The organism is Arthrobacter psychrochitiniphilus, from assembly GCF_003185915.1.
Lineage (GTDB): Bacteria > Actinomycetota > Actinomycetes > Actinomycetales > Micrococcaceae > Specibacter > Specibacter psychrochitiniphilus.
Genome location: NZ_QHLZ01000004.1, coordinates 64,083 through 78,311 on the forward strand (window position 1 = coordinate 64,083; position 14,229 = coordinate 78,311).

Consider the following 14,229-nt stretch of genomic DNA (forward strand, 5'->3'; position numbering starts at 1 on the left):
CAATTGTGTGGAATAGTGTGAATTGTTGTTCGCCACTGAACTTTAGGACCTCTCATTCGAGTGGTTACAGGACTCAGTAGGCGGCGTAGGCTCTCAATACAGCGTGCAAGGAAGCAGGAGGACCACCCGGTGAGGTTTTCGAAGGGCAAGGCGCGTTCGTACCAATTGAGCATGGCAGTGGTGTGCACACTATTGGCCTCTGGTGGTTTTGTGAGTGCGGGTTATGCCGGTACCTCGGCTGCGGATGCCGCAGCCGCCCAGGGTGCGCAGGCACTTATCCGTACCTCAGACACATTCGAGGAAGCGTCCCCCGCGGGCTTCGACTCCTTCGCTGCGCAGGGGTTGGGTGTCAATATTTCCTTTGCCAAGACGTTGATTCTTGCCAAGAAACCGGCTGCTCCGCTGCGCTTTGACCTCACGGATCCCAATGGAAACACCCCTCATCTGGCCCGCTCAGTTAACGCCATGCGCGGAGATATTCCTGAGGTTTCAGCGGAGCTCATTTCCCAGGTTCGCAAAGACATTCTTGCTGCTGCTTTCCAAGGCTTGGGCCATCCGTATGTTTGGGGCGGCACCAGCTTTGATCATGGGTGGGATTGCTCCGGTTTTGTCCAGTGGGCTTACGCTCAAGCCGGAGTGGGCCTTCCCCGCACCGAGCAGTGGCTTCCGATGGTGGAGACCAGCAATCCCCAGCCAGGGGATCTAGTAGTGCAGAACCCGGACGGCCCTAACCACTGGTCGCACATTGGCCTCTACATTGGCAACGGCAAGATGATCAGTGCCCTGAACCCTTCGGTGGGAACATTTATCCACGCGCCCGCAGATGTCAGTAGTTCTTCCGCCTACTTCACCATGCCTGCCTTTGCTGCTGCCGATGAGAAGGCTGCCAAGGAAGCCAAAGAAAAGAAGGGCAAACTCTCCGCCGCTGGAAGCACTGACAAGACCAGCACGGCCAAGCCCTCCGCGAAGCCGTCCACCACCACCGGAACCTCGAGGCCGGGCACCACAACTCCCGGTGCCACCGGGCCGGGCGCCACGACTCCCGGTACTACCGGGCCGGGCACAGCAACTCCCGTAACCACGGGTCCGGGCACCACGCCTCCTGCTGTTGTGGACCCGCCGGTGACGACGGATCCGGCCACCACACCTCCCGTGGTTACTGATCCGCCCGTGACTACAGGACCCGCGGAGCCCGAGACGGTGGAGCCCATTGTGCCTGAGGCGCCAGCGTCTACAGAGTCGGGAATCCAGGTGCCCGTTGGTGCGTCAACGCCGTCTGCACTAACCACTCTTCCAGGGCTGGAATCTGGAGCGCCGTAAACGGCACCTTTAGCCCTACGTCAGTAGGGGTAGCAACATTTTGACGGGGCGCCCGCCTTGGCCATTCGGCTGAAGCGGACGCCCTCTCTGGGTTAAGCGGTGAGGGAAAATAACGCCCCGCCACCAAGGTGCCCAAGCGGAAAGCAAGGCTAAGCGTATTTTGTGCCTCAGGTCACGAAATACGGTGTTATCCATCACATTTTCATGTACGCTGGACTCAGATCACGAATGTTTGATTAATCATGAGTTCTACGCGTGAAAAAGCATCACAAGACATCATTTCCGCTTGAAAGTGAGTTCCCATGTCAGTGCTCCACAAAAACAATCCGGCGAACCCGCCGACAAAAATCCCAGAGCGGAGGATCTTTGGCCGACGGGCTACGGCAGTTGCTCTTGCAGCTCTGCTCGCCGCGGGCGCCGTGCCAGCGTTGGCATTGTCTCCCGCTGCGATGGCCGCTCCCGGAACTCCGATTTCGGCATCAAACATTAAGCCCGAAGTTGCTGTGGACGCTGGTGGGGTCACTTTGGGTGCAATCAGCGCATTCACCAAAGCCGGCAATGTGGTTAATTTGACCCCCGCCACGGGCGCAGTTCGGGTGACCTTCCTTGACGATGGCAACTTCCGTCTGGAAGCAACCCCCACGGGAACTTTCGCCGATCCGGCAAACACCCCTGCGAGCCCGGCCGACCCGCAGCGCTCGGCCAACATTGTGGTTGGCCAGGCTGACTTCGCCGCAGGCTCTGTCGACGTCATCGATGCTGGCGGCCTGATTACGATGACCACGGCAAAAGTCAAGCTTGAGGTCAAAAAGTCAACTGGAGCTTTCACTCTTAAGCACACGGACGGCTCCATCATCTGGCAGGAGTCCTCAGCACTGAGCTTCGGTGCGAACTCAACAACTCAGCACCTAACCCCGATTAAAGGGGAGCAGTTCCTTGGCGGCGGCATGCAGAACGGCCGCGTGGTTCACACCGGCTCCACCATCAACATCTCCAACAACTACGATTGGGATGACGAAGGCCACCCGAACGCCGTTCCCTATTACATGACAAGTGCCGGCTACGGCGTGCTGCGGAACACCTTCGCGCAGGGTTCCTATACCTTCACTGACAATGAAACCACCACACACAGGGAAAAGCGTTTTGACGCTTACTACTTCGTCGGTGACTACAAGCAGAGCCTTGACGGATACACCAAGCTAACCGGCCGCCCCAACCTCCCGCCCGTCTACGGCCTAGAGTATGGCGACGCCGATTGCTACAACCGCTCGAACCCCACCTACTCTTCTTCGGGTTTCAACAACCCAGCTGCGCCCAAGCAGGTCACCTTTGACGCGGTGAAGACTGCTAAGGAATTCAAAGCCAATGACATGCCCGCAGGCTGGATGATTGTCAATGACGGTTATGGCTGTGAATACACTGAGGACGCCGCAGGCTACGACAAGAACGCGCCCTACGATCCCAACAGTCCCGACAAGGGTCTGGGAAATACTGTCAAGGCCATCAAGGCCGAAGCAGACCTGAAGACCGGTTTGTGGACCCAGCGTTCCTTGACCAAGCAGGAGGCTGAAGTTGGCGCCGATGGCATTGCCATGCGCAAGCTTGACGTGGCCTGGGTTGGAGAAGGCTACCGCCTGGCGTTGACGGGCTGTGAAAGTGCTAAGGGTGGCATTGAGGAATACTCCAGCGGCCGCGCCAACACCTTGATGGTTGAGGGCTGGGCCGGTGCACAGCGTTGTGGTGTGCAGTGGACAGGAGACCACTCCGGCAACCTGGACCAGGCGCGCTGGGGGGTTCCGGCACTGGCCGGTGCAACCAACTCGGGCCAGGCCTTCACCACTTCCGACGTTGATGGGATCTTCGGCGGAAGCACCGAAAGCTACGTCCGGGACTTGCAGTGGAAGGCTTTCGCTCCGGAACTGTATTCCATGAGTGGCTGGGCCGCAGTGGATAAGCGCCCGTGGCTCTATGGTGAGGCTGCCACGGAGATTAACCGCAAGTACCTGCAAATGCGCCAGGAACTCATGCCTTACATCTACTCACTCTCTGTTAATGCCCACAACACCGGCGTTGGCATGATGCGGAGCATGCCGTTGGAATTCCCCAACGATCCGCTGTCGTACACCAAGGAAGCCGAAACCCAGTTCATGGTGGGTGCGAACTACCTGGTGGCGCCAGTTTCTGCCAGCAGTGATGTTCGCAGCGGAATTGTCCTGCCGTCAGGCAGCCAATGGGTGGACTACTGGTCCGGCACCATCTACCAAGGCGGCCAGGTTCTCAACGGCTACCATGCACCGCTGGAGACGCTCCCCATGTTCGTCCGTGCCGGTGCAGTGGTGCCCAAGGGCCTCATTGAGCGCAACGCTTCGCTAGTGCCGGAAAACTCCGCCCTCACGGTTGACGTTTACCCCACAGGCAACTCCTCCTTTGCTTTGAACGAGGATGACAAGGTCACCCGCGAGTACAGGAACGGCAAGTCCAGCAAGCAGGAATTCAAGGTCACCGCGCCGGCTAAGAATGGTGGCGACGTCACCGTCACCATCGGCAAGCGCGACGGCGACTACACCGGCAAGGCGGCCTCCCGCCCCTACAAGCTCGCTGTTCACAGCGGCTCGGCCCCGGCCTCCGTCACTGTTGGCACCACCACGCTGACCAAGTTTGCTGACGCCGCAGCCTTGGAGGCTGCTACCACCGGCTGGTACTACGACGCTGCCGACGCTGGCGGTACTGTCCACGTCAAGGCCGGCGCCGTTGCCTCTGCGGCAACGGCTACCATCACGCTGAAGGCAACCTCCGCCGTTGGCGGCACTGACTCCGATGCCAAGGCAGCTGAAGTTGCCGTTCAGCTAGAAGATAAGGTCTTCCAGGGACAGGCAACCTCAGCCTCAGCTTCCTTCACCAACACCGGCAGCAACGCCAAGACCAATGTTGTCATCAGCCCCGTAGTTCCTGCGGGCTGGACTGTCAGCAACGCCAAGGGCGCTACGGTGGCCTCGGTTGCTCCCGGCACCACGGTCCAGGCCATCTTTGATCTGGTACCTGGGGCAACTTCTGCCGCGGGTCAGCAAACAGTGGGCGCCAAGGCAAGCTACAAGGACTCCAAGAGCGTGAGCCAGGAAGTCTCCGGTGCGAACCAGATGTACGTGGCGTACGGCTCACTCGCCGGAGCGTTCAACAACATCTCGGTCACGAGTGCAAGTGGTTCCTTTGCTGACAAGCTGGGCAACTTTGACGGGGGCAACGCCTCCTACAGCATTGAACAGCTGAAAACGGCTCCGATTCCCGCCGGTGGCGTCACGCCCGGTTCCACCGTCACCGTGGATGCCGGTCTGGCCACAGAGGTCAACTACACCTGGCCTACCGTTGGCGCTGACAAGAAGAACGCCGTGGCGCTGGATGGGCAGACTGTTGCCCTCTCCGGCCAGGGCACAGACCTGGCTATCTTGGGCTCCTCCAATAGTGGTTCGGGTGCCTCCCCGGAGTTCACCATTACCTACACGGATGGCACTGTTCAGAAGCAGTCCACCTACTTCCCGAACTGGCTGCCGCAGGGCAATACTCAAGGGGCTAAAGTGGCGATCAAGTCACTTGGACGTAATAGCCAGTCCAACGCTGAAAATCCGGAGTACAAGGACTACGGCTACCAGATTTATTCCGGTACGCTGCGCCTGTTGCCGGCCAAGACACTGGCCTCAGTGACACTGCCAGTGACAACCTCCGTCAAGATCTTTGACTGGCAAGTGGTGAACTTCCCCTTGCCTGACGCCCCCAGTGCAGATGCCTTTGTCTCGGATCTGGATTGGGTATCAGCCAGCAACGGTTACGGCGTCATCGGTAAGGACGTAGCAAACAAGGACGCCGCGAATTCACCTGACGCGCCGTTGACCATTGTTGACGCTTCCGGTGCCGAAACGGTTACACACAAATACGAGAAGGGCCTTGGCGTTCACGCCCCTTCCAACGTCAGCTACTACGTGGGTGGGCAGTGCAGCCGCTTCACCAGCCAGGTTGGTCTGGAAGGCGACTTCGCTGGCAAGATCATCTTCTCGGTGGTTGGCGATGGCAAGCAGCTCTACCAGAGCCGCACCTATGTACAGGGCTTCGCTCCGGAGTCCCTTGATCTTGACCTGACGGGCATTTCTTACTTGGAACTGCACGTTGACCCGATCTCTGCAGGTGCCATCAGCGGCGCCCACGGCGTGTGGGGCAATGCCAAGGTCACTTGCTCGGATGCCGCACCGGCTGACACGGTTGCCCCTGTCACCACGGCCACCGTGGATCCCGCCGCCCCGGCCGCCAGCGGCTGGTACACCACGGTTACCTCGGTCTCCTTGGCCGCCACGGATAATGTGGGTGTTGCCAAGACCGAATACCAGATCGGTTCCGGCCCCTGGGTTGACTACACCAAGGCTGTCACGCTGCCCGAGGGTGTCAACACCTTCAAGTACCGCTCCACTGATGCCGCAGGCAACGTTGAAGCGGAGAAGGCAACTGCCGAATTCAAGGTGGATACTCAGGTTCCTGTTGTCACTGCCATTGTTAACGCCGGTGCGCGCACTGTTGTTGTGGAGGCTAGTGATTCAGGTTCTGGCGTTGCCACGGTGGAGTTCTTCACCAATGGTGGTGCCACCTGGCAGGCGTACACCTCGGCTATCAACGCCAAGGACGACGGCGTGTCCGTTGCTTACCGCGCAACGGATAAGGCCGGTCTCATGACCAGCTCAACTGTTGATGCTGTGATTGCACCGATCGAGGCGCCGGAACCGGGCGCACCGTCCCTGTCTGCGCCTACAACGGGTGTTGCTGGCTCCGAGATCACCGTTACGGCTAAGAACCTGATCGTAGGCACAAACTATGAGCTGTGGCTCCACTCGGAGCCGGTCAAGCTGGCAACCGTTAAGGGTGCAGGGACTGGGGCGGCTTCTGTGAAGGTCACCATTCCTGCCGGCTTCGAGGTGGGAGCTCATGAGCTGACACTGGAAATCGAAGGCACTGTGTTGGCGCGTACCGCCATTATGGTCACGGCGGCAACGGTTGACCCGCCGGTCACCGAACCCACGGACCCGGCAACCCCGACCGATCCGGCGAAGCCGACCACACCGTCCACCACGAAGCCCAGCGCTCCGACGGACAACGGTGAGAACACCAACAGTGACAACACCAACAGCAACGATGATGGCCTGGCCAGCACCGGTGCAAAGGTGATGTTGCCGGCCGGCATTGCACTGCTGCTGGTACTCGGAGGTGTTGTGGCGCTGGTCATCACCCGCCGCCGTCGGGCATAAGAGAAGAACAGACCTAAACAATGGCTAAGCGCCGGTCCGTGCAGAGAGTACAAATTTCTCTGCACGGGCCGGCACCTTTTTCACACACGCAACAACCAAGGAAAGCAGGCTTGATTTATGACATGGAAGCCAAAATACCGCGCCACAGCACTCGCCGTGGCAGCACTGATGGGGATGGCTGCGCTACCAAGCATGGTGGCCGCGCCAGCAACAGCAGCCCCGGCCCCGGAGACCGCAGCCGCGGGCGACGCTGACTACGCACAGGCTCTTACCCCGCCCATGGGATACAACAACTGGGCGCACTTTATGTGCAACATTGATGAGCAGCTTTTCAGGGACCAAGCCGATGCCATCGTGGCCAAGGGCTTGGACAAGGCAGGCTATGACACCGTCACGGTGGATGACTGCTGGATGCAAAAGGACCGGGACGCCAACGGGGATCTGCAAACCCGCTCGGAAACGTTCCCGTCAGGAATGAAAGCGCTGGGGGATTACATCCACAGCAAGGGCCTGAAATATGGCCTGTACCAAGATTCGGGCACCGTGACGTGCTCGGGTGGCGACTACGCCGGCAGTTACGGTCACTTTGATGAGGACATGAAACTGTTCGCCAGCTTCGGCGTGGACTACGTCAAGATGGACGGCTGCAACGTCCCCTCCGTCGCGGGGGAAACACAGGAGCAGACCTACAAGCGGATCTACTTCGAGGAAGCACAGGCCATTAAGGACAGCGGCCGTCCCATGATGCTTTCCAACTCAGCACCGGCCTACTTCTCCATCCCGACCAAGCTGCCGGCCTGGTATTCGGTCATGGACTGGTCCGGGGACATGAGCCAGCTGTGGCGTGAATCGTGGGACATCGATGTCTACAACACGGCCAACCCCAGCACGAGCCGCTGGCCCGGGATCATGCGCAACTACGACTACAACAAGCCCATCCAGCGCTTCGCCTCGGTGGGTCATTGGAACGACCCCGATTACATCATTGGCGGCAACGCCGGCGTGAGCCCCGTCGAGGCCCGGACACAGCTGTCCCTGTGGTCCATGATGGCCTCGCCGCTGATTTTGAGCACCGACATCACCGCCATCCCGGACAGTTTCCTGGCTGATCTTAAGCATCCGGGCATGATTGCCATTGACCAGGACCCCGCCGGCATTCAAGGCACCCTGGTTAGCAGCGACGGCACTGGCGAAGTCATGTACCGGCCGCTGTCTGACGGCAGCTTCGCAGTGAGCCTGTTCAACCGTTCCGGGGCACAGGCCACTGTCAGTACGACGGCGGCCAAGCTCGGTTTCGCAGCCGGCGGCAGTTACGAAGTGAGCAATGTGTGGACCGGTGAAAAATCCACCACTGCTGGTGCCTTCAGTGCCTCTTTGGGTTCGCACGCCACAGAGCTGTTGCGGGTCACACCCGTTGACGGAGCTGTTTTTGCCGCCCCATCGGGGCAGATCATGGCGCCGCAGGAAACCCGCTGCCTTGATGCGTCCGCAGCAGCTGCCACTCCTGGTGCTGCTGTGACACTGCAAAACTGCAACGGTAGCGAAGCCCAGCGCTTTGTCCGTGGCGCCGACCGCAGCCTGCAGGTTCTGGGCCAGTGCGCCACCGTTGACGGCGCCGGGATCAGGGGCTCAAAGCTGGTACTCAGTGACTGCACCGGTGCGGATGCGCAGAGCATTGGCTACAAGAAGAATGGCCAGCTGATCAGCGACTCGGCCGCACTCTGCGTGGGTACGCCCACCGGCGGTGCCGTCACTGTGGACAGCTGCGGCGACAATCCGCTGTACCAAATCTGGTCGGTTCCAGGTGAGGTGAGCAGCACTGTTGACCCGTTGCCGGCCGTGCCGCCGTCAGGTACCAACTGGCTTTCCGATATTGCCTGGACCAATGCCTCGGTAGGCTATGGCGTCATTGGTATTGACTCCGGTGTGAAGGACTCTGCTTCAGACGCGGATGTGCCCCTGACTGCTAACTACACCGACCCGGTGACGAACAAGAACCCTGTCTATGCCAAGGGACTGGGCGTACATGCTTCCTCCATCCTGAGCTACAACCTCGCCGCAAATTGCAGCAACTTCAGCTCGGATGCGTTCATGCAGGACCCCTTTGCCGGAACCGTAGTGTTCTCCCTCTGGACCGACGGGGTCAAGCGCTGGACGTCCAACCCGTCAACGGCAGGCACCGCGCCGCAAACCGTCAGCCTTGACGTTTCCGGGGTGACGGACCTAGAACTCCGTGTTGACCCGCCAGCCGGTGGCAACATCAACGGCGCCCACGGCGACTGGGGCAGCCCAAAGCTGGTGTGCGCTGACGCTGACACCGAACTTCCGGTGACCACGGCAACGTTCTCGGGTACGCCGTCGGCGTCCGGCTGGTACACCAGCGCCCCGACGTTGACGCTTGGCGCAACCGACAATGACAAGGTGGCCTCGAGTGAGTACCGCCTCAACGGTGGGGCCTGGGAAAGCTATACGGCGCCCGTGGCACTGCCCGAGGGTGAGAACACAGTAGATTTCCGCTCCACGGACGCCACAGGCAACCGTGAACCGGCCAAAACAGCCACCGCCAAGGTTGACACGCAGCTGCCGACGGTTTCTGCAGTTGTGGATGAGGATGCGCGCACCGTCACGGTGGACGCAAGCGATGCGGGTTCCGGCATTGCGTCGGTGGAATACTCCACCGACGGCGGCGCCACCTGGCAGGCGTACACCTCGGCTATCAAGGCCACGGACGGCGGAGTTTCCGTCGCCTACCGTGCCACGGATAAGGCCGGTCTGGTTGCTGCTTCTACGGTTGAAGCCGTGATTGCACCGATCGAGGTGCCGGAACCGACACCGACACCGACCCAGACCCCGGAGCCGAGCGATCCGTCAACTCCCACCGCTCCGCCAACCTCCAGTGCGCCGTCCATCAGCGACAGCGACGAGCTGGCCCACACCGGTGCCAGCGTCTTGCTGCCGGCAGGCATTGCCCTGCTGTTGGTGCTGGGAGGTGGTGTGGCGCTGGTCGTCACCCGCCGCCGTCGTGCTTAAACAGCAATAGGGACTAAGTAAAGGGTGCCGGGTTTCGGGGCAGGATTCACTGCTTGCCGGAATCCGGCACCCTTTCCCATGCAACCATTAGGGTGGTGCTTGGATTCGTCGGGTCCGAAAGCTGCTGTGTGCGCGATGCTTTTGACGTCGGGCTGTTTCCCCAGCCAAGAAGCTGAAAAGCCTGCTGCGGATTTGCGGACCGCGAAGAGCACCACTATGGGAAATGAGCGGGAAATAATTGCCGTCATTGCCCCGGAGGACATTGTGGAGGTCAAGCAAAACGAGACATCCAGTTTGCTCGGTTGTAGCGATGGGGAATACACGTGGACAGGACAAATAGCCGCTTACTTGCAGGACGGGGTGGACGGACCTGCCTATGTGCAAAAGATAAAGAAAACCTGGTCCGACAAAGGTAACTGGGACGTGGCTGAGCGCACCACAGCCCAAGGCATGACGGTTGTTGATATCTCGAACGCTGCGGGGTATAGCCACGGCATAGATTATTCAGAAAAGCACCACCTCGTGCGGGTCATGTCCTTTTCACCCTGCTTCACCATGGACCCGCCTTACCAGTACGGCAATGAATACTGACGTTTGCAGGGCTGCTGCCTAGCCGCGCTTCTGCAGGAAGTGCAGAACCGCAAGGACCCGGCGGTGGTCGTCACTGCTCTGATGCAGTCCCACCTTCATGAAGATGGCGCTGATGTGTTTTTCCACTGCGCCACCGCTGACCACAAGTGTCTTGGCGATGCCAGCATTGGTCAGGCCCTGCGCCATCAGTTCCAGCACCTGTGCCTCGCGCGGGCTCAGCTTCCTGATTGGATCGGTGGCACCACGGTTTGCCAGCAACGCTCCCACAACTTCAGGATCGATCACCGTGGCCCCTGCCGCAATGCGGTGGACGGCGTCGCTGAAATCCTCAAAGCGGGCCACCCTGTCCTTGAGTAAATAGCCCAAACCCGCGCCGGTTGTGGCGCCGGCAAGGAGCTCGCCTGCATAACTCAACTCCACATATTGTGAGAGTACGAGGACCGCCACCGCTGGATATTTTGCCCGTACCTGAAGGGCTGCTTTAAGTCCCTCGTCCCGGTGCGCGGGCGGCATGCGGACATCCGTGATCAGTAGATCCGGGAGGTGCTCATCGACAGCCTTGAGTAATTCGACGCCGTCACCCACTGCTGCGCACACCTCCGTACCGATTTCCTCGAGCAGGCGGACCAAGCCCTCACGGAGCAACACGGAATCTTCAGCAAGAACAACACGCATGGCTCCAGCGTACTGCCGGCGGTTCCCGAGCTCTGTTGCTGGGGCAGTTGCCAGGGCCGTCTCAGCCATGCAGGGGGATGTCCACGCGCAGGGTGGTGGGTCCGCCGTCGGGACTTATTATCTCCAACGAACCATCCACACCCGCAAGCCTGTCAACCAAGCCGGAAAGCCCATGCCCCTTGCCCACATGGGCGCCGCCAACGCCGTCGTCAATGACCTCAACTACCAACGTGGCGGCCGTGGCATCAAGTGAGAGGCCGGCCTGACATGCCCCGGAATGCTTTGAAACATTTGCCAGAGCCTCGGAAATGACAAAATAGGCGGCATTCTCCGCGCTTTGCGGCAGCCGGGCCCCCGGCTCAAGGCTGCCGGCAACGCTCACGGGAACTGTGGAGCGGGCGGCCAAAGACTCGGCAGCGGCACGCAGGCCCCGATCGGCCAGCAGGGGCGGGGCGATCCCGCGGGAAAGCTGGCGTAGCTCATTCAGGGCCTCCCTGCTCTGTTCCAGTGCCCCATCCATGAGCTCCCTTGCTGCGGCGGGGTCGGTATCCATGCGGCGCTGGGCCGCCTCAACGTCCATCTGCAGACGGATGAGCCGCTGCTGCGGGCCGTCGTGCAGGTCCCGCTCAATTCTGCGTAGTGTGCTTGCTTCCTCCGAAACCACCTGGGCGCGGCTGGTGGTTAGCTTTTCGTCGCGTGCCCGGAGTGCAGCGTTCTCGTTTGTGAGCAGGCCACGTGCAACGGCGGCGTCCGCCATCGCCAAGAGTCGGGTGATGAAAGGGAACAACAGGAGCAGCGCGATGCCGTAAAACACGCCAAGGATGCCCTCCGCCACGGTGGGGCTGACGCCCATGAACCTATCAAGGCCGATGAGAGCAGCCAATGAGGTGTTATCCGCGGGCAAGAAACGCAGCCAGAACCATTGGGTCAATCCACCGAGAATGGCCGCCATGATGCTCAGGACCACGCTAAATGTAGCTGTGCGTAGCGGAAACGCCACGAGGAAGCCGTGCGCGAAGTCCTTCCACAGCTGCGGGTCTGCGAGGTTCTTGAACATGCCGCTGATGGTGAAGCGGTGTGCGGGGCGGTAATGCACTGGGGGAATGCTGCTGGCCCAACGCTTCATCGCGGCCCTGTTGAGGTTGGCAAACCAGCGGGCTGTGGCCAGACAGGCCACCAGAACCGGCAGACCCACCCAGACGACAATCGTGGACAAGCCAAGGGTGAACAGTGCCGTTAGCGCAGTGAAGGAAGCAATAGAGACTAAGAATCCTGGCAGGATATAGAAGAGGTCAGTGCCGATTTGGCGCCACGTGGCAGGCCGCCAAATGGCCCACGAGGTTCGGGGCAGGGATGCAGTGCTGTTCATCATGATTCAATCCTTGCCGCGGCGGGGTGCTGAAACCATCATGCCAGCCGGTCTTTACAAGGTAGGGATATCCCCACCACTGCTCATGCGGACCCGTGCCTGAATTCATCCGGGAGAAATGGTCGCTTAGCGGGGAGCTAAACGACCATTTCTCCCGGATGGACGCGTTCGGAAAGAGCGGGCAGGCAGTGGGCTCAGAAGATGGGAGAATTGCCAAGTGGGACATATTGACGTTGCAAACATTGACTACTTTCTCTCCGACGGCCGGCAGCTGCTGAACGGGGTGAATTTCCGCGTCTCCGACGGCAGTAAAACCGCTTTGATTGGCCCTAACGGCACAGGTAAAACCACCTTGCTGCGTATCATCTGCCAGGACATCAAGGCCGATGAAGGAGCCGTATCGCGCTCCGGAAGCATGGGCATCATGCGCCAGTTTGTTGGCCAGGTCCGCGACGAGAGCACGGTGCGTGAGCTATTGCTCTCGGTGGCGTCGGCGACCATTGCCGCGGCTGGCAAGGCTGTGGATGACGCCGAACTGGCCATGCTGGAGCGCGACGACGAGCCCAGTCAGATGGCGTACGCCCAAGCAATTGCCGATTGGGGTGATGTTGGCGGCTACGAGATGGAAACCACGTGGGACGAAGTCACGATGGCTGCCATGGGCATGGATTTTTATACCGCCCAATATCGCAAGGCGGCCTCCCTCAGTGGTGGTGAGCAGAAGCGGCTGGTCCTGGAGGCACTGTTCTCCGGCCCGGATGAACTCCTGTTGCTCGATGAGCCGGACAACTATTTAGATGTGCCCGGCAAGCGTTGGCTTGAGGCAAAGATGGCTGCCTCAGATAAGTCCGTACTGTTTGTTAGTCACGACCGTGAGCTGCTGGCCAATGCCGCGGACAGAATCGTCACCCTTGAACCGGGCATCAACGGCGCGTCCAGCTGGACGCACGGCGGCGGTTTCGAATCATATGTGACCGCGCGTGAGGACCGCAACGCCCGCTTTGAGGAGCTGCGCAAGCGCTGGGACGAGGAGCATATCAAGCTCAAAGAACTCGTCAACATGTACAAAAACAAGGCCGCTTTCCGCTCCGACATGGCCAACCGTTACCAGGCCGCACAATCACGCTTGTCCCAGTTTCTGGAGCAGGGTCCGCCTGAGGCTCTGCCCATTGAACAGAACGTGAAGATGCGGCTCAAGGGCGGGCGCACCGCCAAACGCGCCATTGTCGCCACCAAGTTGGGGCTCACCGGGTTGATGAAACCCTTCAGCACCGAGATCTGGTTTGGTGACAGGGTTGGTGTGCTGGGCTCCAATGGCTCCGGCAAATCCCACTTCCTGCGGCTTCTGGCGGCCGGAGGATCGGATCCGGACAAGGAACATGAGCCGGTTTCCGATGTCACCATTGCCCCCGTTCCGCATGAAGGCAACGTCAAGCTCGGCGCCCGCATCCGGCCCGGCTTCTTTGCCCAGACGCATGCCCGGCCAGACCTGCTGACCCGGACCCTACTGGACATTCTGCACCGCGGAGACGAGCACCGCTCCGGTTTAGGGCGTGAAGCTGCTGCGGCATCGTTAGACCGCTATGGCCTGGCCGCCAGCTCCGAACAAAAGTACGATTCACTCTCCGGCGGCCAGCAGGCGCGTTTCCAAATCCTGTTGCTGGAACTCTCCGGAGCCACGCTGCTGCTGCTGGATGAACCGACCGACAACCTGGACCTGCACTCCGCTGAGGCGCTGGAAAAGGCCATCGACTCATTCGAGGGAACTGTTTTGGCGGTGACCCACGACCGCTGGTTCGCCCGCTCCTTTGACCGCTTCCTGGTGTTCGGCTCAGACGGCAAGGTCTACGAATCCGAGGAACCTGTGTGGGACGAAAAACGAGTTGAGCGCGCCCGCTAAGCCGTAGATACCAACCCGGCGTCTCCGGTACTAGAGTTGCCTCAGTGCCTACCATTAGT

At 60.3% G+C, this 14,229-nt stretch carries 7 protein-coding genes; 5 read left to right on the plus strand and 2 right to left on the minus strand.

Annotated features, from left to right (window positions below; all coding sequences use genetic code 11):
• Positions 1-171: 171 nt before the first annotated feature.
• The 4 genes from CVS29_RS18825 (at position 172) to CVS29_RS07540 (ending at position 10,226) form a co-directional block, all read left to right on the plus strand.
• Entirely contained in the window at positions 172-1,320 is a 1,149-nt protein-coding gene (locus tag CVS29_RS18825) for a C40 family peptidase (protein WP_245932133.1), read from the plus strand.
• Between the two features lie 302 nt (positions 1,321-1,622).
• On the plus strand, positions 1,623-6,605 hold the full coding sequence (locus CVS29_RS07525) for an NPCBM/NEW2 domain-containing protein (protein WP_211315103.1): 4,983 nt from the start codon (positions 1,623-1,625) through the stop codon (positions 6,603-6,605).
• Between the two features lie 117 nt (positions 6,606-6,722).
• The gene (locus CVS29_RS07530) at positions 6,723-9,635 is read left to right on the plus strand and encodes an NPCBM/NEW2 domain-containing protein (protein WP_110105728.1); all 2,913 of its coding nucleotides are present in this window, start codon (positions 6,723-6,725) and stop codon (positions 9,633-9,635) included.
• 216 nt (positions 9,636-9,851) lie between these two features.
• On the plus strand, positions 9,852-10,226 hold the full coding sequence (locus CVS29_RS07540) for a hypothetical protein (protein WP_110105730.1): 375 nt from the start codon (positions 9,852-9,854) through the stop codon (positions 10,224-10,226).
• An 18-nt stretch (positions 10,227-10,244) separates the two neighbouring features.
• Here the strand turns inward: CVS29_RS07540 and CVS29_RS07545 are convergent, their stop codons facing one another.
• Together CVS29_RS07545 and CVS29_RS07550 are read right to left on the minus strand one after the other, a co-directional pair.
• Positions 10,245-10,901 carry a response regulator transcription factor gene (locus CVS29_RS07545; RefSeq protein WP_110105930.1) on the minus strand — a complete coding sequence of 219 codons (657 nt, stop codon included), beginning with the start codon at positions 10,899-10,901 and terminating at the stop codon, positions 10,245-10,247.
• A 61-nt stretch (positions 10,902-10,962) separates the two neighbouring features.
• On the minus strand, positions 10,963-12,273 hold the full coding sequence (locus tag CVS29_RS07550) for a sensor histidine kinase (protein ID WP_110105731.1): 1,311 nt from the start codon (positions 12,271-12,273) through the stop codon (positions 10,963-10,965).
• 214 nt (positions 12,274-12,487) lie between these two features.
• On the opposite strand from CVS29_RS07550, the gene CVS29_RS07555 reads away from it, so the two are divergent.
• The gene (locus CVS29_RS07555) at positions 12,488-14,170 is read left to right on the plus strand and encodes an ABC-F family ATP-binding cassette domain-containing protein (RefSeq protein ID WP_110105732.1); all 1,683 of its coding nucleotides are present in this window, start codon (positions 12,488-12,490) and stop codon (positions 14,168-14,170) included.
• The last annotated feature ends 59 nt before the right edge of the window (positions 14,171-14,229 follow it).